General features: G+C 51.7%; 22 protein-coding genes. 21 read left to right on the forward strand and 1 reads right to left on the reverse strand.

Annotation, left to right across the window (positions count from 1 at the left end; genetic code table 11):
* Window positions 1-93 precede the first annotated feature (93 nt).
* The 5 genes from I8J30_RS16060 (at window position 94) to I8J30_RS16080 (ending at window position 5,793) form a co-directional block, all read left to right on the forward strand.
* Window positions 94-1,023, forward strand: a complete 930-nt coding sequence (locus I8J30_RS16060) for a ketopantoate reductase family protein (protein ID WP_240548140.1) — start codon at window positions 94-96, stop codon at window positions 1,021-1,023.
* A 26-nt stretch (window positions 1,024-1,049) separates the two neighbouring features.
* Window positions 1,050-1,445: a DUF3397 domain-containing protein gene (locus tag I8J30_RS16065; protein ID WP_091219557.1), complete on the forward strand. Its 396-nt coding sequence runs from the start codon at window positions 1,050-1,052 to the stop codon at window positions 1,443-1,445.
* A 155-nt stretch (window positions 1,446-1,600) separates the two neighbouring features.
* Window positions 1,601-3,232: a bacillithiol biosynthesis cysteine-adding enzyme BshC gene (gene bshC / locus I8J30_RS16070; protein WP_210659384.1), complete on the forward strand. Its 1,632-nt coding sequence runs from the start codon at window positions 1,601-1,603 to the stop codon at window positions 3,230-3,232.
* A 50-nt stretch (window positions 3,233-3,282) separates the two neighbouring features.
* A complete protein-coding gene (locus I8J30_RS16075) occupies window positions 3,283-4,551 on the forward strand; it encodes an adenosylhomocysteinase (RefSeq protein WP_091219552.1) in 1,269 nt (422 codons plus the stop codon).
* A 150-nt stretch (window positions 4,552-4,701) separates the two neighbouring features.
* Entirely contained in the window at window positions 4,702-5,793 is a 1,092-nt protein-coding gene (locus I8J30_RS16080; RefSeq protein ID WP_210659386.1) for a DUF4349 domain-containing protein, read from the forward strand.
* A gap of 30 nt (window positions 5,794-5,823) precedes the next feature.
* Here I8J30_RS16080 and I8J30_RS16085 read toward each other — a convergent pair whose 3' ends face one another.
* Window positions 5,824-6,111: a hypothetical protein gene (locus tag I8J30_RS16085; protein WP_091219547.1), complete on the reverse strand. Its 288-nt coding sequence runs from the start codon at window positions 6,109-6,111 to the stop codon at window positions 5,824-5,826.
* Between the two features lie 222 nt (window positions 6,112-6,333).
* Here I8J30_RS16085 and mraZ point away from each other — a divergent pair, with 222 nt between their 5' ends.
* The 16 genes from mraZ (at window position 6,334) to ftsZ (ending at window position 26,958) form a co-directional block, all read left to right on the forward strand.
* Window positions 6,334-6,771 (forward strand): division/cell wall cluster transcriptional repressor MraZ, encoded by a 438-nt coding sequence (gene mraZ / locus I8J30_RS16090; protein ID WP_210659388.1) that lies wholly within the window; start codon window positions 6,334-6,336, stop codon window positions 6,769-6,771.
* Between the two features lie 57 nt (window positions 6,772-6,828).
* Entirely contained in the window at window positions 6,829-7,761 is a 933-nt protein-coding gene (rsmH, locus tag I8J30_RS16095; protein ID WP_091219542.1) for a 16S rRNA (cytosine(1402)-N(4))-methyltransferase RsmH, read from the forward strand.
* A gap of 68 nt (window positions 7,762-7,829) precedes the next feature.
* On the forward strand, window positions 7,830-8,237 hold the full coding sequence (locus tag I8J30_RS16100; protein WP_210659390.1) for a cell division initiation protein: 408 nt from the start codon (window positions 7,830-7,832) through the stop codon (window positions 8,235-8,237).
* Window positions 8,238-8,247: 10 nt separating this feature from the next.
* Window positions 8,248-10,482: a penicillin-binding transpeptidase domain-containing protein gene (locus I8J30_RS16105; RefSeq protein ID WP_210659392.1), complete on the forward strand. Its 2,235-nt coding sequence runs from the start codon at window positions 8,248-8,250 to the stop codon at window positions 10,480-10,482.
* Window positions 10,483-10,577: 95 nt separating this feature from the next.
* Window positions 10,578-12,518, forward strand: coding sequence for a stage V sporulation protein D (locus I8J30_RS16110; RefSeq protein ID WP_210659394.1), 1,941 nt, complete (start codon window positions 10,578-10,580; stop codon window positions 12,516-12,518).
* 105 nt (window positions 12,519-12,623) lie between these two features.
* Window positions 12,624-14,108, forward strand: coding sequence for a UDP-N-acetylmuramoyl-L-alanyl-D-glutamate--2,6-diaminopimelate ligase (locus tag I8J30_RS16115; protein WP_210659396.1), 1,485 nt, complete (start codon window positions 12,624-12,626; stop codon window positions 14,106-14,108).
* Entirely contained in the window at window positions 14,108-15,514 is a 1,407-nt protein-coding gene (locus I8J30_RS16120) for a UDP-N-acetylmuramoyl-tripeptide--D-alanyl-D-alanine ligase (RefSeq protein WP_210659398.1), read from the forward strand. Before I8J30_RS16115 ends, I8J30_RS16120 begins: the two co-directional genes overlap by 1 nt.
* Before the next feature lie 10 nt (window positions 15,515-15,524).
* Window positions 15,525-16,481: a phospho-N-acetylmuramoyl-pentapeptide-transferase gene (mraY, locus tag I8J30_RS16125; protein ID WP_210659400.1), complete on the forward strand. Its 957-nt coding sequence runs from the start codon at window positions 15,525-15,527 to the stop codon at window positions 16,479-16,481.
* A gap of 916 nt (window positions 16,482-17,397) precedes the next feature.
* Entirely contained in the window at window positions 17,398-18,837 is a 1,440-nt protein-coding gene (murD, locus tag I8J30_RS16130) for a UDP-N-acetylmuramoyl-L-alanine--D-glutamate ligase (RefSeq protein WP_210659402.1), read from the forward strand.
* Between the two features lie 45 nt (window positions 18,838-18,882).
* The gene (spoVE, locus tag I8J30_RS16135; protein ID WP_210659403.1) at window positions 18,883-19,980 is read left to right on the forward strand and encodes a stage V sporulation protein E; all 1,098 of its coding nucleotides are present in this window, start codon (window positions 18,883-18,885) and stop codon (window positions 19,978-19,980) included.
* A 7-nt stretch (window positions 19,981-19,987) separates the two neighbouring features.
* Window positions 19,988-21,100, forward strand: coding sequence for an undecaprenyldiphospho-muramoylpentapeptide beta-N-acetylglucosaminyltransferase (gene murG, locus I8J30_RS16140; protein ID WP_210659405.1), 1,113 nt, complete (start codon window positions 19,988-19,990; stop codon window positions 21,098-21,100).
* 178 nt (window positions 21,101-21,278) lie between these two features.
* Complete coding sequence (murB, locus tag I8J30_RS16145; RefSeq protein WP_210659407.1) at window positions 21,279-22,184, forward strand: UDP-N-acetylmuramate dehydrogenase; 906 nt, start codon at window positions 21,279-21,281, stop codon at window positions 22,182-22,184.
* Window positions 22,185-22,199: 15 nt separating this feature from the next.
* Window positions 22,200-23,480, forward strand: a complete 1,281-nt coding sequence (murA, locus tag I8J30_RS16150; RefSeq protein WP_091219514.1) for a UDP-N-acetylglucosamine 1-carboxyvinyltransferase — start codon at window positions 22,200-22,202, stop codon at window positions 23,478-23,480.
* Between the two features lie 91 nt (window positions 23,481-23,571).
* Entirely contained in the window at window positions 23,572-24,336 is a 765-nt protein-coding gene (locus tag I8J30_RS16155) for a cell division protein FtsQ/DivIB (protein WP_210659410.1), read from the forward strand.
* A 241-nt stretch (window positions 24,337-24,577) separates the two neighbouring features.
* Window positions 24,578-25,822: a cell division protein FtsA gene (ftsA, locus tag I8J30_RS16160; RefSeq protein ID WP_091219508.1), complete on the forward strand. Its 1,245-nt coding sequence runs from the start codon at window positions 24,578-24,580 to the stop codon at window positions 25,820-25,822.
* A gap of 17 nt (window positions 25,823-25,839) precedes the next feature.
* Complete coding sequence (ftsZ, locus tag I8J30_RS16165) at window positions 25,840-26,958, forward strand: cell division protein FtsZ (protein WP_210659411.1); 1,119 nt, start codon at window positions 25,840-25,842, stop codon at window positions 26,956-26,958.
* Window positions 26,959-26,992 lie beyond the last annotated feature (34 nt).

The raw sequence follows: 26,992 nt of genomic DNA on the forward strand, positions 1-26,992 counted from the left end.
CGAACCTGCTATAGGTACGGCGGGATTTTTTAGTTTGCTTCTGTTACGATAAGTTTAACCAGGCAGAGATGGAAATGAGGCAAATCAGTGAGAATGATCATCGTGGGAGCAGGGGCTCTCGGACTGTTATATGGAGCAAGGCTGGCGGAAGCCGGCATGGAAGTAGTCATCTTGACGCGATCGGAAGAGCAAGCGACGCTGCTCCGCAAGGAAGGCATCCGGTTGACTAAGCGGGACGGCGCTCAAAGCCGGGTGAGTGTACAGGCTTCGACAATCGATTCTTATGTACCCGATGCACTGCGACAAGAGGATTGGATATGGCTCTGCGTGAAGCAAGTGCATCTGAGCGAGCATCTTCTTCGGCAGCTGGGACGTTTGACTGCCGCAGGCTGCTCAGTGCTGGCACTTCAGAATGGGATTGGGCACCTGGATTTGCTTGGCAAAGTATGCCCCAAGGAGCAGCTGAATGCCGCCATAACGACAGTAGGTGCCATGCGAATCGACGATCATTCCGTTCACCATACAGGAAGCGGGGCGATTATGTTCGGCAGTTGGCCGAAAAACGAAGAAAAAGCGAGCAAACCTCAAAAAATGTTGCTAAAAGCGCTCATTGGTGCAGGAATTGAAGGCAAACTGTCGAATGAGATGGAGAATGTTGTTTATCGGAAATTATTGATCAATGCGGTCATCAATCCGCTTACCGGCATATTCGGGGTAAGGAATGGAGAGCTCTCTGCCGATCCGAGCCGATTGCGCTGGATGAAGGCTCTGCATGAAGAGAGTGAGCGCATTCTCATTCATGCCGGAATGACGAAGGACGCGGACAGCTGGGATCAGCTGCTCCATATTTGCGAAGCGACCGCAGGAAACCAGTCTTCCATGCTCCGAGATGTGCTGGCAGGACGCACGACCGAAATCCATTGGATCAGCGGCGGCATCGTGTCGCTGGCCAAGAAGATGCAAGTACCTGCTCCGATGAATGAAGCCGTACTGACATTAATTCAAACACTCCAGACGAACTAATAACCGCAGAGAGGGGCGAACCGAGGATGCAGTGGATTTGGGAAAGCATCAAGAATGTCTACGCTTTTCTGGCTGTTCTTCCGATAATACCGTTTCTACTCGTTTATTTTGGTTATGGAGCTTTCACAGGGGATAAGAAAAAAGCATTCAGCACGGCCATGGATGTAACTACGGCACTTCTAATTGGCTGTGTGGCTGTTTTGTTTAATAAAATTTTTCATAGTTCATTTGGCATTTACGGTATTTTGCTCATTCTTCTTCTGGGCGGCGGACTGCTGGGCAACGTGCAATACCGGTTGAAGGGCAATATTAATATGCGCCGCATTATGCGCGCAATATGGCGACTCGGTTTCTTTCTCATGAGTCTTTGTTACGTGATACTGATGTGTATCGGCATCGGGAAGAGTTTTTTTAACGTGTAATCATCATCAATTGTTTCATATAGAAATGAGGACCGCTCTCCGTACGAGGAGGGTGGTTTTTTTTGACGGTACGCGCCCCGTTGTGTACAATGAATGAGAAAAACCGTACTTATTCTTAAGGTGTTATTTACGAGGGAGAAAGGTAGAGACTGTCCATGAAAATCGATACGGTTCAGCTGCCTTTCGGACAGCCTGTCACCGAAGCTTATATACATCGAAGCCACCCCGGATTAGAGGCGCTGTTCGGCAGCCACGCGGCAGAAAATATGCACTGGAAACGCAGAATGAGCTGGCTCTCAGAGAACGCGGATAAGCGCGCGGATGCTCGTCTTCTTGGCGATACGCTCCAAACGTACAATACGCGATATAACAACAATGCAGCGGTCATGGCGAATATTGACGCGATTCGCTCGGGGGCGCCGGTCATTGTGACCGGCCAGCAGGCAGGTCTGTGGACAGGTCCGCTGCTCGTCATCCATAAAGCGGTTACGGCGATTTCGGCTGCGAAGGAAGCTGCTTCACGGCTTGGTTCATTTGTCGTGCCGGTGTTCTGGATTGCCGGCGAAGACCATGACTTCGATGAAGTCAATCATGTGTATGTGCGGGGAGAAGCTTCCGCACTGAACCGATTGGCTGTCCAGAGACCAAAGGGTGCTCGCACCGCTGTAAGCAGGACGAATATCGCGCAGGATACCTTCACGGAAGCGATCCACCTTCTAAGCGCTGCATTGCCTGACACATCGTTTAAGCCGGAGCTCCTTGAGAAACTGGACCACTATGCGAAGCAGTCTCAAACGTTGTCCGATTTGTTTGCTTATTTGCTCGGGTGGCTGTTTGGCAGCCAAGGACTTGTACTTCTGGATGCGGATGATGCCGGCATGCGGAAGCTGGAAGCGCCGATGTTCGGTCAGATGCTGGCGCGTAATGATGAGCTGGAGTCGGCTTACTTCCGCAGTGCAAGTCAGCTTGAGGAGCTTGGGTTCACGCCTTCGGCGGATGTTGCGCAGGGAAGTGCGAACTTGTTCCTCTTCGACGAGGAAGAGCGGATATTACTATATAAGCATGAAGGTCAGTTCCGCAACCGCAAAGGCTCCAAGTCATGGTCCATCGAACAATTGCAAGCATGGGCAGACAACGAGCCGCAGCGATTCAGCAACAATGTCCTGACAAGGCCGATCATGCAAGACTACGTGCTGCCTGTTATGGCCGCGGTTCTTGGTCCGGGCGAGATTGCTTATTGGTCGCTGACCGGTGAGGCGTTCAAGGTTCTGGGTATGGAAATGCCGATTGTTGTGCCGCGGATGTCCTTTACGCTTGTCGAAGACAAAACTTCGAAATATATGTCCAAGTATGGATTGTCTTTTGATGAAGTGGCTTATCGATTTAAGGCATGCAGAGAGGCATGGCTGAAGGAGCGGGATGAAACCGGAATTGAAGCCGGATTCGCCGAAGCTCTTGCAGGCATAGAAGCCTTGTACGAGCCTATTAAGGCTTTAACCGTTTCGGTTGCGAGTGGCTTGGGGACATTGACGGATCAGAACCTGCTTCGAATCAAGGATCAAATCTCGTACCTCGAGAAACGGACTAGGGACGCCCATGCCAAGAAGTTCGGAGCCGCGCTTCGGCAATTGGACTGGATTGCATTGTCATTGTGGCCGGATGGCAAGCCCCAGGAACGTGTACTGAATATGACGGAATTCTATAATCAATATGGAAGAGCGTGGATCGACAAGCTGCTGGAGATCCCCTATGATCAACAGAGCGGCCATCATTTGATTTCGATTTAATGCAAGGACAATCAACGCGAACGTAGAAGAAGGAAGGGTGCTGGAAAACAATGACAGTTAATGCGAAGCAAAACAGTATCGTACGTGATATGGCGCTTGCGCCGGAAGGACATTTGAAAATTGATTGGGTTGCAGCTCATATGCCTGTACTTAATCGGATTCGCGAGCAATTCGAGAAAGAGCAGCCGTTTAAAGGCTTGAAGGTTGCCATCTCCCTCCACTTGGAAGCCAAAACCGCCTACTTGGCTAAAGTCGTTCAAGCCGGCGGCGCAGAAGTAACGATCACAGGCAGCAACCCGCTGTCCACGCAGGACGATGTATGTGCGGCGCTTGTCGAAGACGGCATCACTGTATTTGCCAAATACAATCCGGAGCCTGCTGAGTACAAGTCTTTGCTTGTCAAAGCACTTGAAACGAAGCCAGACCTTATTATCGACGACGGCGGCGATTTCGTTTCGATCCTTCATGCTGAACGCCCTGACCTCATGGAGAATATTCGCGGAGGCGCAGAAGAAACGACGACCGGCATTCTGCGACTGAAAGCGATGGAGAAGGACGGGTCTCTCAACTTCCCAATGGTTGCCGTTAACGATGCCTTCTGCAAATACTTATTCGATAACCGTTATGGCACGGGCCAATCCGTGTTCGACGGGATCAACCGCACGACAAACCTTGTAGTAGCCGGAAAAACAGTCGTTGTTGCAGGTTATGGCTGGTGCGGTAAAGGTGTGGCGATGCGTGCGAAAGGTCTCGGCGCGCAAGTTATCGTAACGGAAATCGATGCGATTCGTGCGGTTGAAGCCTACATGGACGGTTTCACTGTGCTTCCGATGATTGAAGCGGCTAAGCTGGGCGACTTCTTCGTTACGGTAACGGGGAACAAAGATGTCATCCGTGGGGAGCACTACGAAGTGATGAAGAATGGCGCACTTCTGTCCAATGCAGGTCACTTTGACGTTGAAGTGAACAAACCTGAGCTTGAGGCACTTTCCAATGGCAAACGCGTAGTTCGCCGCAACATCGAAGAGTACCAGTTGAAAGATGGCCGCAGCATCTACTTGCTGGCAGAAGGTCGCTTGGTCAACCTGGCGGCAGGCGATGGTCACCCGGCCGAAATTATGGATATGACATTCGCGCTGCAAGCGATGTCGCTTAAATATGTGAACGATAATTACAACAGCATCGGCAAGAAAGTCGTCAACGTTCCTTATGAGCTGGATGAGCAAGTAGCTCGCTACAAACTTGAAGCGATCGGAACAGGCATCGACAAGCTTTCGGACGAGCAGAAGGCTTATCTGGACAGCTGGCAAGAGCATTAATATATCGCGGTAAAAACAAGACGCATGAACGCAGCTCCCTGCTGAGCCGGTTCATGCGTCTTTTTTCTCCCACAATATGCAACTTCTACCTTTCAGCCAACGTTTGATAGGTAGGTCGACAATATACCATAGTAAAGTGGGGGTTGTATCATGAACATGCTTCATGGCAAAGGCGCAGCAAAAAAGAGAAGCGTCAGATGGATGATGCTGGTTGGCATTGCAGTCATGGTATGGATGTTGGCAGGTTGTTCCGCGAGTAACAGCGACAAGAATTCTTCGAGCGACGGGTATGCGGGCGGTGCAACCAGCAACAACGCTGCTGTGAGCTCGGAGGCGGCAGCGCCGCCGATGGCTAACGCGGAATCTGTGGAGACTTCGTCGTCGAATTCGAATACCGCAGACACAGCGGCAAGCTCCGAAGAGTCGCCTGCTGCCGGTATGAGCGACACCGGAAGCAACATTCCGGACGGAGAGTCCAGCTTCACTCGAAAAATCATTTACAGAGCGAATGTGAACATGGAGGTTGAAGACTACGGCAAAGCCCAAACCTCGCTTCGAAATCTGATTCATTTGTCAGGCGGTTATTTGCTCTCTTTCTCGGACAAGAAGACAACCTCCGAGTTAGGCGGCACCTACACAATTAAAGTGCCGGCAGCCGGCTTCGATACCTTCATCAGCGAACTGGAGAAAATCAAGCATGAAGGCTTCGAGAGCAGCGCGCAAGGAACGGATGTGACGGAAGAGTACGTCGATATGGAGGCAAGGCTGAAGGCTCGTCAAGTGGTTGAGGCTCGGTTGACTGCGTTCATGGAGAAAGCGACGAAGACTACGGATCTGCTGCAAATCTCAAACCAGCTCGGCGAAGTGCAAACGGAGATTGAGCGGATTAAAGGGCGAATTCGTTATTTGGACAAAAACGTGGAATACTCCACCATCGACCTGAGGATGTATCAGGTGCTGGAGCCTGTAACTGCGAAAGATGAAGAGGATCCGGGGTTTCTGACGCGGATTACGGATGCCATGTCAGGCAGCACGAATGTGGTATACGCGTTCATTCAAGGTGTGTTTATCTTCATTGCCGGGGCGTTACCGGTATTGGCATTGGCTGCAATCGTAGGTATTCCTTCTTATTTGGCTTACCGAAGCAACCGGCGCAAACGTAATTCGAGTTCGGCAGCCAGCACAAAACAAGTCCCGGCGCTTGAGGCTGCGGAACCAGCTAAAGAGGATTCAGAAGTATAGAAGACCTAAGAAGCCATGCAAAGAGCTGCATCACATGTCCCCGGCGGCATGTGGTGTCAGCTCTTTTTGCCGTGTTTGCGCGCTGCCTGCAGCACGCTGCATCGCAACAGTGATGGCGGTTTTCCTGGCGATCGCAGAGCGTTCCTCCTCAGACGCTTCCAAGAAGATTGGATTGCGGAATAGAGCGGTCAGTGCTTCCTCGCTGGCAGCTGCTGCTTCTTCTTCACTGCGGAGTAAATAGTGTGTTACTTGATAACAAAGCAGCTCGACCTTGCGAAGAAGGTTGATTTTATAGGTCAAGGCGGAAGTGCCGGTCACAGGCAGGCCCCCTTATGTATGATTCATCCAGCATTTCTTTTCTAGTGTACACGATCCAAAGAACTAAAAAGTTTCAAAACCGTAACAAGGTTAATCCCATAAATTATTTTATTAAATCCTGCTAAAGGAGCAGGATTTCAATTGCGGGTGGCGAATAGTTCAACCTTAGTGGTAGAAAGTGGGGTTAAGTGGAGGATTTGGGGGAAGGGGTGGAGCGGTTCAATGTTTATGGGCGAATATCAGCATAGCATTGACGAGAAAGGCCGCATCATCATCCCGGCTAAATTCCGCGAACAGCTTGGCGACCACTTTGTTGTCACACGAGGACTTGATAACTGTTTGTTTGTTTATCCGCAAAGCGAGTGGAGCTTGCTTGAACAGAAGCTGAAATCGCTGCCCATGATGAAGTCGGATGCACGTGCGTTCTCCCGTTTTTTCTTCTCGGGAGCAACGGAATGCGAGCTCGACAAACAGGGAAGGGTAAACTTACCGAATACGCTGTGCGAATATGCCAAGCTACACAAGGACTGTATTGTGCTGGGCGTTTCGAACCGTGTAGAGATCTGGAGCAAACCGATCTGGGAGAGCTATTTCAAGCAATCCGAAGAGACCTTCAACGATATCGCAGAGAAGCTGGTTGATTTTGATTTTAATTTTTAACTCGCTTGCCGAATCATTTAGGTGGAGCGAGGGGTTTAGAGCAGGGAGGATTACAGCATGTTTCAACACATCACGGTATTGAAAGAAGAAGCAGTAGATGGACTTGCCATTAAACCGGACGGCATCTACGTGGATTGTACACTCGGAGGAGCCGGCCACAGCGAGCTTATCGCATCAAGGCTTGGACCCCAAGGAAGACTTATTGCATTAGATCAGGACGACTGGGCACTCGACAACGCGCGTGTTAGACTGGCTGCCTACATGGACCGCGTCACGCTCGTAAAAAGCAACTTTCGTTATTTAGCGCATGTGCTGAAGGATTTAGGGATTGCCGGCGTAGACGGCGTATTGTTCGATCTGGGCGTTTCCAGCCCGCAGCTCGATGAGGGTGAACGCGGCTTTAGCTACAATCACGATGCGCCGCTTGATATGAGAATGGATCAAGACGGCATGCTGACGGCAGATGATATTGTCAATACATGGGATGAACGGGAGATCTCCCGCATTATTACGAATTACGGTGAAGAGCGGTTTGCCAGATCAATCGCCCGCAAGATCATCGCAGCCCGAGAGCAGAAGCGAGTCGAAACGACAGGTGAGCTGGTTGAAATCATCAAATCAGGCATACCTGCTGCTGCAAGGCGGACAGGTCCGCATCCTGCGAAACGTACGTTTCAAGCGCTGCGCATTGCGGTTAACGATGAGCTTGGTGCGGAAGAGGAAGGTCTTGCACAGACGATAGACGTATTGAATGCCGGAGGCAGAGCTTCAGTCATTACGTTCCATTCCCTGGAAGACCGTATTTGCAAGCAGCTGTTTGCGAAATTTGTTGAAAAATGCACCTGTCCGACGGACTTTCCGATGTGTGTTTGCGGCGGAGGCGGCAAGTTGAAGCTTGTGAATCGCAAGCCGATTCTGCCAAGCGAAGAGGAACTGGAGCAGAACCCGAGATCACGGTCCGCGAAACTTCGCGTTGCCGAGAAATTGTAAATGGCATAGAAGACTACACACCATAGATGAAGATGGAATAGTAACAGAGAAGGGGAGAGGGAACCTCAATGGCATATGTGAATGGGAATCTGGCGCTGCAGCCAAAACGAAAGCCGGAGCAGCGGCCGCAGTTCCGCGAGACCAAAAAAGTTGTCATCAAACGGAAGTCGCTGCCGGTGCAGGAGAAACTGCTGTACATGTTTACGATTCTCGTTTGCGTGATTGTAGCTGGCGTCGTCATTTTCCGCTATGCTCAAATCTATCAGATGGAGCTTCAAATCAAGCAATTGACGAAGCAGCATGAGCAACTGACCGAGCAAGTAGCCTTTTTGACATCTGAATTTGAGAAGGCGAGAGACCCGAAGAATATTAGGGATCTTGCTGAGAAGTATGGATACACCTATCCGGAAGACGACTCCTCCCTAATAAAAGTAAATGCGGCTACTGAAACGCCTGTCGCGAGCAGCAAGGAATAGGTGAACGGCTATGACAAAGAGAATCAGATTACGGACATTGTTGGTCGGAGGGTTTATCACCCTCCTTTTTGTTTTATTGGCGGGCCGAATCTACTGGGTTCAAGTGGTACATGCGGATTTCTGGGCGGATAAAGCAAGAGAAGTATGGTCGCGGTCGGAGAAGCTGGTGCCGGTTCGCGGTACGATTACAGACCGAGAAGGCAATGTACTTGCCATGGATGTTGCGGCTTATACCGTTGCCGTCAATCCGAAGGTCATTCATGACTTGAAGCTGGAAAATGTCATCATCAACAAACTTAGCGGCGTGCTCGGCAAATCACAGATTTCGCTGCGCGAGATCGTGGAAGCGAAGCAGAAGAACGGCGAATACTATCAGCAGCGCGAGGTGCGTAAAGAAGGCTGGAAGATTGACAAGTCGGTTGCGGATCGGATTCTCCGGTTCCGAGACCAGCTCGAAGAAGAAACCGGCCACAAGGATGTTGGCATCTACTTGATCGACCAGCAGAAGCGCTCCTACCCGAAAGGCAGCTTGGCTTCGCATATTCTCGGATATGAGAATAAGGAAGGACAGGCTGTGATGGGGCTTGAAGCCTCACTGGATGACCAGTTGAGAGGCACGGAGGGCGAAATCAAATATGAACGGGACGGCAATGGCGTCATTCTGGAGAATGGCACCGTCAGCTTTAAGCCTTCCGTGGACGGTAAAAATATTAAGCTGACGATTGATACCGAGATCCAGCACTATATCGAAGAAGCGATCAAAGAAACGTATGATAAATATAAGCCGAAGAGCATCACGGCGATTGCGGCGGACCCGCAAACGATGGAAATTCTCGGTATGGCGAATATGCCTGATTTTGATCCGAACTCCTACTGGACTGCACCGCAAGAGAACTTTTACGATCATTCCATTAAGTCCTTGTACGAGCCGGGTTCGACGTTTAAGATCGTGACGCTGTCAGGCGCCGTTCAGGAAGGCATGTTTAATCCGGAGGAAACCTACAAATCCGGTGCTATTAAAGTGCCCGGCGGCACGATTCATGATATCAACCGTGAAGGCTGGGGAACCATTTCGTTCTTGGAAGGACTGAAAAGGTCCAGTAACGTCGCTTTCATCAAACTTGGTTACGAACGGCTGAAAGCAGATAAGCTAATGGACTATATTTCGAAGTTCGGCTTCAGTCAGAAGACTGGAATTGAGCTTCCCGGTGAGATCAAGGGACAGGTTAACTTCAATCCCCGTTATGCTACTGAGGTTGCAACCGCCGCATTCGGACAAGGTAAAGTACTCGTAACTCCGATTCAACAGGTCGCGGCTGTAGCTGCCGTTGCCAATGGCGGCAAGCTGCTCGTGCCGCATCTGGTCAAGGAAATTCAAGATCCGGTTACGAAGAAAGTTGAAGTAATCAAACCGCAGGTTGTCCGTCAGGTCATCACCGAACAAACGGCCAAGAAAGTGGATGAATATTTGGAGCAAGTCGTATCTGACCAGGAGATCGGGTCCGGACGCAGAGCCTACATTGAAGGCTACCGTGTAGCGGGTAAAACAGGTACGGCGCAGAAAGTTGTCAACGGCGGATATGCGGAAGACAAGTACGTGATTTCCTTTATCGGCTTCGCGCCGGTAGGCAATCCGAAGATCGTTCTCTACCTTGTCATGGATGAGCCCAATGATCGGTTAGCGTCCGGCGGTACGGTTATGGCGCCCGTATTCAAGAAGATCGTGCAGCAAAGCCTCCGCCATATGGGCGTCGACCCGGTTACCAAAGTGAAGACAACAGCTTCAAACACGCCGAATCAAGAGCAAACCGTCGAAATTCCGAACTTGACTAAGCTGGATTTAACGAATGCCAAGAATAAATTGAAATCGAATAAGCTCAATTACGAAGTTGTCGGTAAAGGAAAGACCGTCCTGCAGCAAATTCCGAAGGCAGGCACGTCAGTCAGTCCGGATCAGCGGATCTATCTCTTAACCGAAGAGAGAACGAAGCTGCCGATTCCGAATATGAAAGGCTTATCGCTTCGGGACGCGATGGAGATGTGCTCCATTTTGCAAATTCGCGTCATGACGACCGGGGAAGGTTTCGTAACCTCGCAGTCTTTGGCGAAACAGGGCGATACCAAAGTGCTTAAGCTTGTTCTGTCACCGCCGGCTCAACAAGTCTCCACGCAGACAGGTGACGGAGAAGATCCGACAAAAGAAGGAACTGACAACAGCAAATCGGGTACGACTTCTGGGGGATAGGCTTGTTCTAACCCCCTTTTTCTTTGAATAGGCTTGGATTAGGAAACGGATGGACGAACGTTCCCGTTTTACGAGCTATTCGGAGGGGATGTTAAGTGAAGGTTTCGAGTGTGACGATCAGGCGCAGGCTGTTTACGGCGCTTCTTATTGGCATTCTTGCATTCTCGCTTCTGGCAGGACGATTGGGTTATGTGCAGCTGTGGAAAGGCGAGGAGCTGGCAGCAAAGGCGGAGGATTCCTGGCGCAGGGAAATCCCTTTCTCGGCGAAGCGGGGCGAGATCTTGGACCGAAACGGCTCGATGCTTGCGTATAATATAAGCTCACCTACCGTTATGGCGATACCGGCGCAGATTAAGGATGCCAAGTCGACTGCCGCTCAGCTTGCCGGCGTATTGGATATGTCGGAGGATGTAATCTATACAACGATCAAGAAGAAGCAGATGATTGTCAGTCTTAAGCCCGGCGGTCGCAAAATCACAACGGAGAAAGCGCAGCAAATTCGGGATCTTAATTTGCCCGGAATCGTGGTAGCCGAAGACAACAAACGCTATTATCCGCTCGGAAGCTTCGCTTCGCATGTGCTCGGATTTACCGGTATCGACAATCAAGGTTTAACCGGCATTGAAGCCAAGTATGACAATATGCTCGAAGGCATCAACGGAAATATATCCTTCCTATCAACGGCCGGAGGCGGGCAGATGCCCGGTTCTGGGGATACCTATTTGGAGCCCAAAGACGGACTTAACTTAGAGCTTACGATAGACAAGCAGATTCAGACGATTATGGAGCGGGAGCTTGATCAAGCCATGGTCAAGTTTCAAGCAGATGACATCATTGCCATTGCAATGGACCCAACGAACGGCGAGATTCTCGGAATGGCCAGCAGGCCAACCTACGAACCGGACAAATACCGCGAGGTTGATCCGGCGATCTACAATCGGAATCTGCCGATTTGGATGACGTACGAGCCGGGGTCCACGTTCAAGATCATCACGCTGGCAGCCGCTCTCGAAGAAGGCAAAGTGAATCTCACAGGCGAGCATTTCTTTGATCCGGGAGCTGTTGAAATCGGCGGGGCCAGGCTGCGCTGCTGGAAGAAAGGCGGCCATGGCAGCCAAACCTTCCTTGAAGTGGTGCAAAATTCTTGTAACCCGGGCTTCGTAGCGCTCGGCAACAGACTTGGCAAAGAGAAGCTGTTCGATTATATTAAGAACTTCGGCTTCGGTAAAAAGACCGGCATCGACCTCGGCGGCGAGGAGAACGGGATTATGTTCAAAATGAGCCAGGTCGGCCCTGTGGAGCTTGCGACTACCGCATTCGGCCAAGGGGTGTCGGTTACACCGATCCAACAGATCACGGCTGTTTCGGCGGCGATCAACGGGGGTACACTGTATAAGCCGCATGTCGCCAAATCATGGATTAATCCGGAGACGGGCGATACCGTAAGCACGGTACAGCCGGAAGTGGTGCGGAACGTCATATCCGAGAAAACGAGCAAGCAGGTGCGAGAAGCGCTGGAGAGCGTCGTTGCCAAGGGAACAGGGCGCAATGCTTTCATAGACGGCTATCGTGTCGGAGGCAAGACGGGTACTGCGCAGAAGGTTATCAACGGCCGGTATTCGCCGAATGAGCATATCGTTTCCTTCATCGGCTTCGCGCCGGCGGACGATCCGAAGATTGTTGTTTATGTCGCAGTCGATAACCCGCAAGGCATTCAGTTCGGGGGCGTCGTTGCCGCGCCGATTGTACACAATATTTTGGAAGATGCATTGCCGTACATGGGCGTTGCGCCGCGGAAGGATCAGCTCAGCAAAGAGTATAAATACGGTGAAACACCGATCGTGGAAGTGCCGAACCTCATCGGCAAGACCGTCTCTGATATCTATGAAGATTTGAATATGAACTTCAACCTTACCTCGGCGGGTAGCGGCGACACGGTAATCAGGCAGTCCCCTGCAGCGGGCACGCGAGTCGATCGAGGGTCAACCATCCGGATTTATTTAGCAAAAGACGATGATGAAAGCTCTGTTCGCTGACTATAATGAGTATAGATAGATGAAGTAGGCCGCGACCCAATTTTGCTGCTTCTTCATAGGCGGCCCTGCGCAGATTTGATCTGCTCACGGGAGGGGACTTAAGCGATGCGTGTGGAACACTTGGCTGCACTGCTGCTCACATCTGTTCTTGTCGGCGAAGGGACCGCGGAGGTTGGTGGTATTGAGACCGATTCCCGCCGCGTCTTGCCCGGCTGCGTCTTTATCTGTTTGCGTGGACATAAGGTCGATGGGCATGAATATGCCGCTGAAGCTGTTGCCAAAGGGGCTGTTGCCCTGGTTGTGGAGAGGCAGCTTGATCTGCCCATCCCACAGCTGATCGTCAAAGACAGCCGATATGCGATGGCCGTGATCGCCAATTCCTATTTTGATTATCCGAGCCGTAAGCTGAGATTGATCGGCGTTACGGGTACGAACGGCAAAACAACGACAACGTATTTAATTGAGAAAATATTGAGCGATGCCGGGTTCAGCACCGGCGTTATCGGAACGGTAGAAATGCGCTACGCCGGCCAATCGCTGCCGATGTCGGGAACGACGCCCGAAGCGCTGGAGCTGCAGCGTTCGCTTGCTGCCATGGCCGAGGCCGGGACGGAATACTGCGTCATGGAAGTTTCCTCGCATGCGCTGGAGCAGGGACGGGTAAAAGGAAGCCGCTACCGGATCGCGATCTTCACGAATCTGACGCAGGATCATCTCGACTATCATGCCACGATGGAGCGGTATGCTTCAGCGAAGGGCCTATTGTTCTCCCGACTCGGCAATGAATTCGGACGTGCGCCGGAGGACCGGTTGTTCGCGGTGCTGAATGCCGATGATGAAGCCTCGCCGAAGTACGCAGATGTTACTGCAGCTGAGGTTGTTACGTACGGCATCGATCATGATGCGGACGTACGTGCCGACAAAGTTCGAATAACTGCGCACGGGACTGCTTTTCATGTGGAAACGTTCGCCGGCTCAGCGGATATTACGCTGCGTATGGCCGGTAAATATAATGTGTACAATGCGTTAAGCGCCATCAGCGCTGCTCTGATTGAAGGGGTGTCGCTGAAACAGATCAAGCAAAGCCTGGAAGACATCCCCGGTGTTCCGGGTCGTGTCGAGTCGGTGCAAGCCGGACAGAAGTTCGCGGTCATTGTGGATTACGCGCATACGCCGGACGGGTTGCAGAACGTGCTTACCGCCGTAAAGGAATTCGCAGTTGGCCGCGTCATTTGTGTCTTTGGCTGCGGGGGTGACCGTGACCGGACGAAACGGCCTCTGATGGGTCAGATAGCCGCGCAGCTTGCGGATTATTGCATCATTACATCGGATAATCCCCGTACGGAGGATCCCGAACGTATCCTGCTGGACGTTCTGGCAGGACTTGAACAGGACGCTGCCGCGGCGAATCGTTACGAGCTGCTGGTTGACCGCAGAGAGGCGATACAAAAAGCGGTTGAAATGGCGAGGCGTGACGATGTAGTATTAATTGCGGGGAAAGGCCACGAAACCTATCAGGATATCGGTGGCGTCAAATATGACTTTGACGACCGCGAGGTGGCAAAAGAAGCGATAAGGAGTCTTTCATAGTGATTACACGTAAATTAAGCGCGATTGCCGCCATGTGCGGTGGAACGATACAAAACGATACAGATGCCGGCAGCATTCAAATTGCCGGCGTCTCCATTAACTCCCGGCGCATGTCGCCGGGACAATTGTTCATTCCGATCAAAGGCGATAACTTTGACGGACATGATTTTGCGAGCGGCGCAATAGAAGGCGGCGCAGTCGCTACGCTGTGGCAGCGGGATAAAGCACTTCCTGCAGCGCTGGCGAGCGGAGTGCCCCTTATTCTGGTGGACGACACAACCGAAGCGCTGCAGAAGCTTGCTTCTGCCTATCGCGACGAATTGCAGGTGCGTGTTGTAGGGGTTACAGGCAGCAATGGCAAAACGACGACAAAAGATATGGTCGCGGCGCTGCTGTCGGGCTTTTTTCGCGTGCATAAAACAGATGGCAACTATAACAACCATATCGGCTTGCCGCTGACGTTGCTCGCGTTAGAAGAAGGCGTGGAGGTTGTTGTGCTGGAGATGGGGATGAGCGGGTTCGGCGAGATCGATCTGCTGACTCGGCTTGCGAAACCCGATGTTGCGATCATTACGAATATCGGCGAATCTCATATGCTCCAGCTTGGTTCACGTGCAGGCATCACCCAAGCGAAGCTTGAAATTGTGGCCGGCTTGAAACAAGGCGGACTGCTGCTAATCAATGGCGATGAACCGCTTCTGCATGAGGGGCTTAAGAACGTTTCACTGCCGGAAAACACTGAAGTACAAACCTTCGGACTGCAGGAAGGGAATCGTTGGGCGGCTGAGCACGTGATCGTGAACGCTACGACTTCGAGCTTCGATGTTCGCGGCGATAATGGGCTTCAGCTCGTTGAACTTCCCGTGGCGGGGGTGCATAATGTATCGAATGCGCTCGCTGCGATTGCCACAGCGAAGAAATTTGGGCTGCCCGATGATGTGATCCGCAAAGGATTTGCCGGGCTGAAGCTGACAGCGATGCGCATTGAGCCGGGTGTTGCGTATAATGGAGCAATGCTACTTAATGATGCCTACAATGCCAGTCCGACTTCCGTCCGCGCGGCGATTGATCTCGTAGCAGGTCTGTCCGGTTATCACTGCAAATGGCTCGTCCTCGGCGATATGCTGGAGCTCGGACCGGATGAAGAAGCGATGCATGCTGAAATCGGCGCCTATGTGAATCCGTCGAAAGCGGATCGGGTACTGACATTCGGCAAGCTTTCGCTCCATATCGCCTCAGAAGCGGCTAAGCAATTTAGCGACGCCGATCGTGTAAAGGCATTCGAAGACAAGCAACAACTTATAGAATGGCTCCGCGCACATTTGGTGCCGGAAGATCTCGTACTGGTGAAAGGATCCCGCGGCATGCGCATGGAAGAAATTATCCATGACCTGCAGCGTGCATAGAGGTGAAATTATGGACGTAAAGGTCATTCTTCTGTCAATCGGCGCTTCCTTCATGCTTGCATTACTGTTCGGACCTTTGTTCATTCCGCTGCTGAAACGGTTAAAATTCGGCCAGCAGATCCGTACAGACGGCCCGCAAAGCCATCTGAAGAAATCAGGGACCCCGACGATGGGCGGCATCATTATCATGCTGGCCGTGCTGCTGGCGTTTCTGAAGTTCTCGGATAAAACGTCTTCCTTCTGGGTGCTGCTCGTTGCATCGCTCGGCTTTGGGCTGGTCGGATTTCTGGATGATTATATCAAAATCGTATTTAAACGGTCGCTTGGCCTAACGGCGATGCAAAAGCTCGTCGGCCAGCTGATTTTTTCCGTAATTATATGTGTACTGCTCTATCAAATGAATCACAGCACGGTGATCGGCATTCCAGGGACATCCGCGGAGCTTGATTTCGGATGGTTCTACTATCCGTTTGTCGTTATCATGCTGTTCGCCACAACCAATGCGGTTAACTTCACGGACGGCGTTGACGGATTGTTGGCAGGGACAGGCGCAGTGGCGTTCACGGCTTTCGCGATCCTTGCACTCCATGCCAGCGAACACGAGTCGGCGATCTTCTCGGCTACGATGATCGGCGCGATGCTGGGCTTCTTGATCTTCAACGCACATCCGGCCAAGGTGTTCATGGGCGATACAGGCTCACTGGGCATCGGAGGCGGTATGGCGGCTGTGGCGATTCTGACAAAAACCGAAATCCTGCTGGTCATTATCGGCGGCGTTTTTGTTCTGGAGATGCTGTCGGTTATACTGCAAGTAGGCTCTTTCAAACTGCGAGGCAAACGTATTTTCAAAATGAGCCCGATCCATCATCATTTTGAATTGTCCGGCTGGTCCGAGTGGAAGGTTGTTACTTCCTTCTGGTTCGTCGGCATCGTGTTCGCCGCGATCGGCTTGCTTCTGGGGCGATAAGGCCTTTGAAATACAGTGGCGCTGGAAGTACGCCGCTGCGCGTGCGGATCATTGTTTCGATCGCTGTTGTCCGTCGGAATTCTTTGAATTTATAACCGATTTATCGGTTGAATTCCGCCTGACAATGGATGAATGGTTTGCATGGCTTGTACCATGCAAATCATTCATCCATGGCAAACGACCGCTGACGCTTCTACACAACGACCGCCCGCTCCGATCTTGTACCCGGCTTTTCATTTAAAGTCCTGAAGGGACAAGGTAGCGCAGCTGCCGACACGCACTCAAAGTCCCGTTAGGGACAAGGTAGCGCAGCTGCCGACAACTAACCCTGCGCGGAAATGGGAGCGTGTCCCGGAGGGACGAAAGCGGGCTACGCGATAGGTCGCAACAACGACGCGTCTCTGTAGCCCAAACGTTCTTCCGTGACGAAGTCAACAGGTCACAAGGGAGCGCCAAAATGAAAGTTAGTCCCGCGAGGGACTTCGAGCACCCCCACCAACCGGAGCTAGGAGCGTCTCTGACACTCGAACGTTATACCTTCCGGGTGTCCAGAGGGCCGAGGCCCTCGGGGTCCCCCTTTCAAAGGGGGATTTAGGGGGATTGACTACAAATGGGAGCGTGTCCCGGAGGGACGAAAGCGGGCTACGCGATAGGTCGCAACAACGACGCGTCTCTGTAGCCCAAACGTTCTTCCGTGACGAAGTCAACAGGTCACAAGGGAGCGCCAAAATGAAAGTTAGTCCCGCGAGGGACTTCGAGCACCCCCACCAACCGGAGCTAGGAGCGTCTCTGACACTCGAACGTTATACCTTCCGGGTGTCCAGAGGGCCGGGGCCCTCGGGGTCCCCCTTTCAAAGGGGGATTTAGGGGGATTGTCCCTCTAGGGGGATTGTCAATTGAAGGAGTGGTTACATATATGAAGCACCCATCCTTATATAAGGATCAACAGGTTGTCGTCATCGGATTAGCCAGAAGCGGGGTCAGCGTCGCAAAGATTTTCCATAAGCTTGGCGCAATCGTTACCGTTAACGATATGAAAGAACGTCATTTATCTCCCGAAGCGGACGAGCTGGACGCTTTGGGTGTTTCTGTTATTTGCGGCAGTCATCCGGCTGATCTCATTGATGCAAATACGGCGCTGGTGGTTAAGAATCCGGGTATCCCTTATACGTCCGCGCCGGTTAAGCAAGCGGTAGAGCTGGGAATCGAGGTCGTGACGGAAGTCGAAGTGGCCTACCTTTTGTCGCCTGCGCCAATTATAGGGATTACCGGTTCCAATGGGAAAACAACGACAACGACATGGCTGGGCGAATTGCTGGAAGCAGCGGGGCTTAATCCGATCGTAGCCGGCAATATCGGGACCCCGCTGTGTGAAGCGGCACAGACGGCAACAAGCGAGGACTGGATCGTAGCGGAGCTTAGCAGCTTCCAATTGAAAGGCACGACGGAGTTTCGACCTCGGATTAGTATGCTGCTTAATGTAGTCGAGACTCATCTGGACTATCACGGCGGCATGGAAGATTATGTGGCGTCGAAAGCGAAGCTTTTTGCAAATCAGACGCCTGAGGATACGGCGATCCTCAATGCAGATGATCCGGTTTGCCGCGAGCTGATGCATGCTGGGACGATTCGAGCACGAATTTTGCCGTTCTCGACAACCAAAGAACTTACGTACGGCCTATGTGTCATCCCGCCGTTCCCTGCCGATCTCACAGAGCCTGTCGGTGACGTGAATCGTCAAATTGTATGGCGTGATGAGCAAGGCCAGTCCCATACCATCATCCCGGTCGATGAAGTCGGCCTTCCGGGACGCCACAATACCGCTAACGCGCTTGCGGCCATTGCTGCTTGTATCGCAGCAGGAGCAAGCATCCAAACGTTGACAGAGCCGCTTCGCCAGTTCCGCGGGGTGGAGCATCGACTGGAGTTTGTGCGCAATCACAACGGCATCGCTTATTACAATAATTCCAAAGCAACGAACGGGACTGCTACGATCATCGCGCTGCGTTCTTTCCAGGGCCGCCGCATAGTACTCATTGCCGGCGGACTGGATAGAGGCTCCGACTATATGGAGCTGCTGCCGCATTTCCGCGATCAAGTGAAAGCTGTCGTCGCTCTGGGCGAAACGCGCGGCAAAATTGCCGAAGTCGCAAGACGTGCAGGTTTAACGACCATTAAAGTCGTCGAACCTGTGGAGGACGCCGAAAGCACGCTGCGGCTGGCAGTACGAGAAGCAGCAGCCCTCGCGGAGCCCGGAGATACCGTTCTCTTGTCTCCGGCCTGTGCAAGCTGGGATATGTTCAAATCCTATGAAGAACGAGGGCGCATTTTTAAAGAATCGGCGCATAACTTGTAAGTAGGGGGCTTGTCCCTACTTAAGCTTGCAAGAGGTGTTCGCGCTATGGCAAAAGCCAGGTCTGCCCCGGATATGTGGATGATCATTGCGATTGGACTCATTTTGGCTATCGGACTTGTTATGGTGTACAGCGCCAGTGCGGTGCTGGCCTTCCATGAATTCGGAGACAAATTTTATTACGTGAAACGACAGGTGCTGTTTGCTGCGCTCGGCATTGGGGCGATGATCGTCACCATGAACGCAGACTATTGGATTTGGCGCAAATGGGCGAAGCTCGGTCTGCTCGTTTGTTTCGGCATGCTGCTGCTCGTCTTGGTCCCCGGCATCGGGGTCGTCCGCGGCGGTGCGCGCAGCTGGCTGGGGATCAGTTCGTTCGGTATTCAGCCATCCGAGTTTATGAAACTCGCGATGGTGATCTTTCTCTCAAAGCTGCTTGCGGACAAACAACAGGCGGTAACACAGTTTACGAAAGGCCTGCTGCCGCCGCTTGGCATTATGGGACTGGCCTTCGGACTCATCATGATGCAGCCGGACCTGGGCACAGGAGCCGTCATGATTGGCGCTTCGCTGCTTGTTATCTATACGGCAGGAGCGCGTATGGCGCATTTGGGATCGCTTGCTTTAGTAGGTGTAGCCGGCCTTGTCGGACTTATACTGGCAGCGCCATACAGGCTGCAGCGAATAACAGCGTTTCTCGATCCCTGGGCAGATCCGCTTGGAGCAGGCTATCAGTCGATTCAGTCGCTCTATGCGATTGGACCGGGGGGGCTGGTAGGTCTTGGCCTTGGAATGAGCAGGCAGAAATTCAGCTATCTCCCCGAGCCGCAGACGGATTTTATTTTCTCGATCGTGTCCGAGGAATTGGGCTTTATTGGCGGAACTACGATTATTACATTGTTCGCGATCTTGTTATGGCGAGGCATGCGGACCGCGATTGCAGCTCCCGATACATTCGGCAGTTTGCTTGCCGTCGGCATTATCGGCATAGTCGCCGTGCAAGTGTTTATCAATATCGGGGTTGTTATCGGCATGATGCCGGTTACGGGGATCACGCTTCCGCTGGTTAGCTATGGGGGTTCCTCGCTGACGCTGCTTCTGACATCGTTAGGTATTTTACTGAATATATCCCGTTACTCGAGGTGACTAATACATGCGTATCGTATTGACAGGCGGCGGAACAGGCGGCCATATCTATCCCGCGCTTGCAATTGGCAAGCAGGTGATGGAAGAGCAGCCGGGTTCGTCCATCCTGTACATCGGCTCTCCGAAGGGGCTTGAAAGCCGGATCGTGCCTGCGCAGGGCATTCCCTTCGAATCGGTCGAAATTACAGGCTTTAGACGAAAGCTTTCGTTCGAGAATGTCAGGACGGTCATGCGTTTTCTAAAAGGGGTTCGGAGGTCCAAGCAGCTGCTGCGGGATTTTAAGCCGGACATCGTTGTCGGGACAGGCGGTTATGTGTGCGGACCCGTCATTTATGCCGCTGCAAAGCTGGGTATCCCAACCCTAATCCATGAACAAAATGCAGTTGCAGGCTTGACCAACCAATTTCTCTCCCGTTATGCCAGCAGCGTAGCGGTCAGCTTCAAGGATGCACTGTCGCAATTCAAGCGGCAGTCGAATACGTTATTTACCGGAAATCCATGTGCGACCAGCGTCGTACGCGCCGATAAAGAGCAAGGCTACGCCAGGCTAAACATTCCGGCAGGCAGTCAGGTCGTCCTGCTTGTCGGGGGCAGCCGCGGAGCGAAAGCGATAAATGATGTCATGGTGGACATGGCACCGCTGCTTCAGCGGCTGCCAGACGTCCATTTTGTGTTTGTGACCGGTGAAAGCTATTACGAGAACACGAAGCGCCGCATGGAAGAGGTGCAGCCGGCACGTTCCGAGCGTCTCCAAGTGCTGCCGTATTTGCATCACATGCCGGAGGTGCTGGCGATATCCGATCTGGTGGTCGGAAGAGCAGGGGCATCCTCGATTGCCGAATTGACGGCACTGGGCATCCCATCGATTCTGATTCCGTCGCCGAATGTGACGAACAACCATCAGGAAGCGAATGCCAGAAGTTTGGTAGATGCCGGTGCCGCCGAGATGATCCTTGAACGCAATCTGAACGGTGAGCTCCTCTTCGAGCGAATCAGCCGGATTATCAATAGTAAGGCAACGCGGACGGCAATGAGTGCTGCCGCGAAATCACTGGGCGTGCCGGATTCGGCGGCGCTGATCGTCAATGAATTGAAACAACTAACAACCAGACAAAAATAAGTCTGTCCTATAGGCGATTGTCACACTCCTGTGCGGGAAGGCATAGTATACAGCATAATCGTGACCGTCACCCGGCGGGCCTCTCAGCCTTTGCTTAACAGCAAGGCGGCGGGCCACCCGGAGGAGCGAACGAGCGCCAGGCAAGTTTCAATCGCTATAGCAGAAGGAGGTACGACAGATGGAGCAGTTTTTGGCGGAGCTAAGCGAAATAGATGCAGGCAGAGTCCTGTTTAACAAGCCACTCTCCGAATTTACAACTTGGAAAATCGGTGGACCGGCAGATGTACTTATTATTCCGAATAACGAAGACCAGCTGGTGTCGGTCGTCCGGTTGCTCCATAAACATGGGGTACAGTGGACCAATCTCGGACGCGGCTCCAACATGCTAGTCAGCGACAAAGGAATCCGCGGCGTCGTCATTCAACCGGGTGAAGCATTCGATTATGTACGATTTGATGGCACGCTCGTTCATGCAGGTGCCGCTTTTTCCTTTATCAAGCTGTCGGTTCTGGCAGCCAAAGAAGGGTTATCCGGATTGGAGTTCGCGGGGGGAATTCCAGGATCGGTAGGCGGAGCTGTTTATATGAACGCCGGCGCTCACGGGTCGGATGTGTCACGTATCTTCAAATCAGCTGACATTGTACTGGAAACAGGGGAATTGGTTCGCTACGGAATAGAGGATATGAAGTTCACTTACCGTCATTCATGCTTGCATGAACAGCCGGGCATCGTCGTTGGAGCCGTGTTTGAGCTTGAGCAGGGAGAGCGCAAAGATATCATGTCGACTACTTCCACTTATAAACAGCGTCGTCTGTTGACTCAACCGCTGCAATTGCCATGTGCCGGCAGTGTGTTCCGTAATCCGCCGAATGATTTTGCCGCAAGGCTCATTCAAGAAGCGGGTCTCAAGGGAATGCGCTGCGGTGGCGCCGAGATCTCGAACTTGCATGCCAATTTCATTGTCAACACCGGGCAAGCGAAAGCTGAAGACGTTCTCACCCTTATGAAAACCATTCAAAGCACCGTGAAGGACAAATTTGGAGTCGAACTGGTGGCGGAGGTACTGGTTATGGGTGAGCGGTAATCCGGAGGTGATAAATTGGACAAATTGGTGATTGAAGGCGGGAAACCTCTCTCAGGAACCATTGTTATCCAAGGCGCGAAAAATGCCGCTTTGCCGATTTTAGCTGCTAGTATGCTGGTAGAAGGAAAAGTGACGATCGATCATGTACCGAAATTGCTTGATATCGACGTCATGCTTAACATTTTGCGCGAACTTGGCTGCCGGGCAGAGCACGAGGACGAAACCGTCACGCTCGATACGTCAAGCTTGCATTCTTCCCACATTCCTGAGGCTCTTATGCGTCAAATGCGATCATCCATTTTCTTAATGGGGCCGCTTTTAGCAAGGTTTGGCGAAGTAACGATATATCAGCCAGGCGGCTGCGCGATCGGAGAACGGAAAATCGATTTGCATCTTAGCGGCCTTCGGGCGCTGGGGGCGCAGGTCGACGAGGAAGACAGCCGAATAGTCTGTTATGCAAAACGGTTGAAAGGCGCGGAAATTCACCTGGATTTCCCGAGCGTCGGAGCTACGGAGAACATTATGATGGCCGCGGTGCTTGCCGAGGGGCTGACTACGATCAGCAATGCTGCTCGTGAACCGGAGATTCAAGATTTGCAGCATTTCTTGAACAGTATGGGTGCCAAGATTTTCGGTGCCGGTACGGATACGATTACGATCGAAGGAGTAGAGAAGCTGACGCCTTGCCGCTATCAAGTCATTCCGGACCGGATTGTGACCGGAACGGTGATGGTAGCCGCTGCCGCAACGCGCGGGCAGGTGACGCTTCTGAATACATGTCCTTCGCACTTAACCTCTCTCATCCATGTGCTTAGACGCACAGGTGTTCAAATAACGGTTGACGATGATATAATCAAAGTAGGTACAGCAGCACGCCCTAAGGCTGTTGACCGCATCGTAACCTCGCCTTATCCTGCTTTTCCTACCGATTTGCAATCGCAAATAATGGTTCTGCTTGCACTGGCAGACGGAGTAAGTGTCATGAAAGAAACGATTTTTGAAGGCAGATTCAAGCATGTCGATGAACTCTCGCGCATGGGAGCCGACATTCGCGTTGATCTGAACTCCGCTTTCATCCGCGGCGTGTCACGTCTGTACGGCGCAACGGTGGAAGCGACGGATTTACGCGCAGGTGCTGCCCTGGTCATTGCCGGGCTTGCCGCGCAAGGGAAAACCGTCGTGGAGCAGGTGCATCATATCGACCGCGGTTATGACCGAATTGAGACCATGCTGGGCAGGCTGGGAGCCAGAATTACCCGCTATTCACCAGTGCCGAACAATCAAATCGTTCCATAACAACGTGTGTGGACAGATATAAGAAAGCGTGAGCGGCTCTTGCCATGATTGGCGGGAAGCCGTTTGCGTTTATACAAAGAGGGGACAAGCTATGCAAGAGAAGATGCCCGTGCTGCGCGAACCCGTGAAACGGCGCAGAAGCGGCAAAAAGCTGTTAGCGGTGCTTTTCTTATTATTCGTCGTAATTCTTGGCGTACTATTCTTTAATTCTTCCATTAGCAAAGTAGCGACTGTGACTATCGAAGGCCAGCATTACCTGAATGCCGCTGAAATCCGCAAGGTTGCCGGCATCGCAGCGGGAGATTCCTTCTTTGGAACATCCGCAGGCAAATTAGAGGCAAGAGTGCATACGATTAAGGCCATCGAGAATGTAAAAGTGACCAAATCGTTCCCCGGCAGCATCACGATCCATGTGCAGGAGTTCGAAACAGTCGCCTATACGTTGTCGAAGAAAGGCGAAATCACGGCGATTTTGGCTAACGGTACAGGGATTGCGGCCGGTTCCGAAATGATTGTCGACAAGCCGATTCTGTCCGGTTGGAAGGCAGATGATCCTATTTTGGCCGAGCTTTGCAAAACGCTCTCAACGATCCCGGAAGATTCCATAGCAGACTTCTCAGAGATTAAACCGGAACCGTCCCCCTCTTACAAGGATCGGATCAAAATCTACACCAGGACGCGATTTGAGGTCATTACGGCGGTGTCTCTGCTGCCTGAGAAGATCCCAACGCTGAATGCAGTCATCGAAATTCAGCCCCCGGGACTAATTACTATGCTGCTTGCGGATAAATATGCATCATTTACGCCGGAAGTCGCAGATAATCAGGGTATTTCCCAAAAAGAGACTACTCAATAGCTTCAAAGAATGATAGAATTTTAGTTATGTAGATTTAATTGCCCTTTTTTCATTTTTTCGGAATAACATCAACCAGCGCATGTACATCCATGTATTGGACGTTTAAATAAACCTTGAAAAAATTGTAGAAAAAAGAGGGATATCCAGGATTACGTTGAATTAAAAAGAAATGCAACGCAGTCGCGGCATTTAATGTACCTAATTAATGTACCTAATTAATATTGAACGGAGGTGCCAGAGGTTGAGCAGCAACGACATCATCGTCAGTTTGGACATCGGTACATCCAAGGTTCGTGCTATTATTGGCGAAGTGAATAACGGCGTCATTAATATTATTGGAGTTGGATCGGCCGACTCGGAAGGTATCCGCAAAGGGGCTATCGTTGATATTGACCAAACCGTTCAATCCATTCGCAATGCGGTGGATCACGCCGAGCGTATGGTCGGTATTCAAATAAGCGATGTATATGTGGGCATTCAAGGCAATCATATCGGTTTGCAAACGAATCACGGCGTTGTCGCCATATCCAATGAGGATCGTGAAATCGGAGAAGAAGACATCGAACGCGTTTTGCAAGCGGCGAAAGTAGTAGCTTTACCTCCGGAACGCGAAATCATTAACCTAGTTCCTAAGCAGTACTTGGTTGACGGACTTGAAGGCATCTCAGATCCTAGAGGCATGATTGGTGTTCGTCTTGAAGTAGAAGCAACGCTTGTAACCGGGGCCAAAACAGCAATACATAACTTAGCCCGGTGCGTCGAGAAAGCTAATCTGCGGATTGCCGGCATTATCCTAATGTCACTTGCGTCAGGACAAATGGCGCTCACCAAAGATGAGAAAATGATGGGTACGGTCCTCGCAGACATTGGCGCCGGATCCAGTACCATTGCAATTTTTGAGCAAGGAAGCATTGTTGCGACTTCCACGCTGCCGGTTGGCGGCGAGTATGTGACCAGCGATATTTCTTACGGACTCCGTACTCAAACCGAGCAAGCCGAGAAGATCAAGCAGAAATTCGGCTGTGCGCTTATCGACGATGCGGCTGAAGATCAGAAATTCAAAGTTATGCGTATGGGCAGTAACGTGGAGAAGGAATTCTCTCAGGTTGACCTGGCCAACATCATAGAACCGCGCATGCAAGAAATTTTTCACTTAATCCGTCAAGAAGTACGCCGACTTGGCTACGGGGATAAGATCAATGGATACGTTTTAACGGGCGGTACAGTGACGATGCCGGGAACATTGGCACTGGCCCAACATGAGCTGGAAGCAAGCGTCCGCATTGCGGTGCCGGATTATATCGGTGTTCGCGATCCTGCTTTTACCAGTGGTGTTGGCATGATTCAATATGTTTCGAAGTATATGAAAGGCAAGGCAGTTTCTTCGCCTAAGAAGAGTGCCAGCCGAAAGTCCAGTTCAACGAATTCGCCCTCGAAGCCTGGTCTTTTTGAAAAATTGAAAAATATGTTTAGTGAATTTATTTGATCGGGGGATACAACAGCATGTTGGAATTTGATTTCGAAAATGAGCAACTGGCTCAAATCAAAGTCATCGGCGTTGGCGGTGGTGGCAGCAATGCCGTAAACCGAATGATTGAGAATGGTGTCAGAGGCGTAGAATTCATAACTGTGAATACAGATGCGCAAGCATTGCATATGGCGAAAGCTGAGCAGAAGCTGCAAATCGGTGACAAGCTGACTCGCGGATTAGGTGCAGGTGCAAACCCTGAGGTTGGTAAAAAAGCAGCTGAAGAATCACGTGAAACGGTCATGAACACGCTCAAAGGCGCGGACATGGTATTCGTAACAGCGGGTATGGGCGGCGGAACCGGTACAGGTGCTGCTCCCGTAATCGCTGAGATCGCTCGCGAATGCGGCGCGCTGACAGTAGGCGTTGTAACGCGTCCGTTTACATTCGAAGGACGTAAACGCTCCGGACAAGCTGAGCTTGGTATCGAAGCGCTTAAAGAAAAAGTAGATACGCTGATCGTTATTCCGAATGACCGTTTGCTTGAGATCGTAGACAAGAAGACGCCAATGCTCGAAGCATTCCGTGAAGCGGACAACGTGCTGAAGCAAGCTGTACAAGGTATCTCTGATCTAATCGCAGTACCGGGCCTGATTAACCTTGACTTCGCTGACGTGAAGACAATCATGACGGAACGCGGATCTGCACTCATGGGGATCGGTAACGCGACAGGCGAGAACCGTGCTGCCGATGCAGCCCGCAAAGCCATTCAAAGCCCGTTGCTTGAAACATCCATCGACGGTGCGCGCGGTATCATCATGAACATCACTGGCGGCGCTAATCTCTCGCTCTATGAAGTGAATGAAGCGGCTGAAATCGTTATTTCGGCTTCCGATCCGGACGTTAATATGATCTTCGGTGCTAGCATCGACGAGAACCTGAAAGAAGAGATTAAAGTAACGGTTATCGCAACAGGTTTCGAGCACCGTCACAGAGCTGAAGTTCGACGTCCCGTAACCGGACAACCGGAACCGACGAACGCCGAGGCACCGCGCCAGCAAGCTGCAAGCACGGGTCCAAAACCGTTTGGCAGCAACGTATCCAGCGATCAACTCGATATTCCGGCATTTCTTCGCAATCGTCGCAACACCTAGTTACCTTTAATAAGGACTTTAGCCGCTTTCCGGA

Source organism: Paenibacillus lignilyticus (genome assembly GCF_017942085.1).
Taxonomy (GTDB): Bacteria; Bacillota; Bacilli; order Paenibacillales; family Paenibacillaceae; genus Paenibacillus_Z; species Paenibacillus_Z lignilyticus.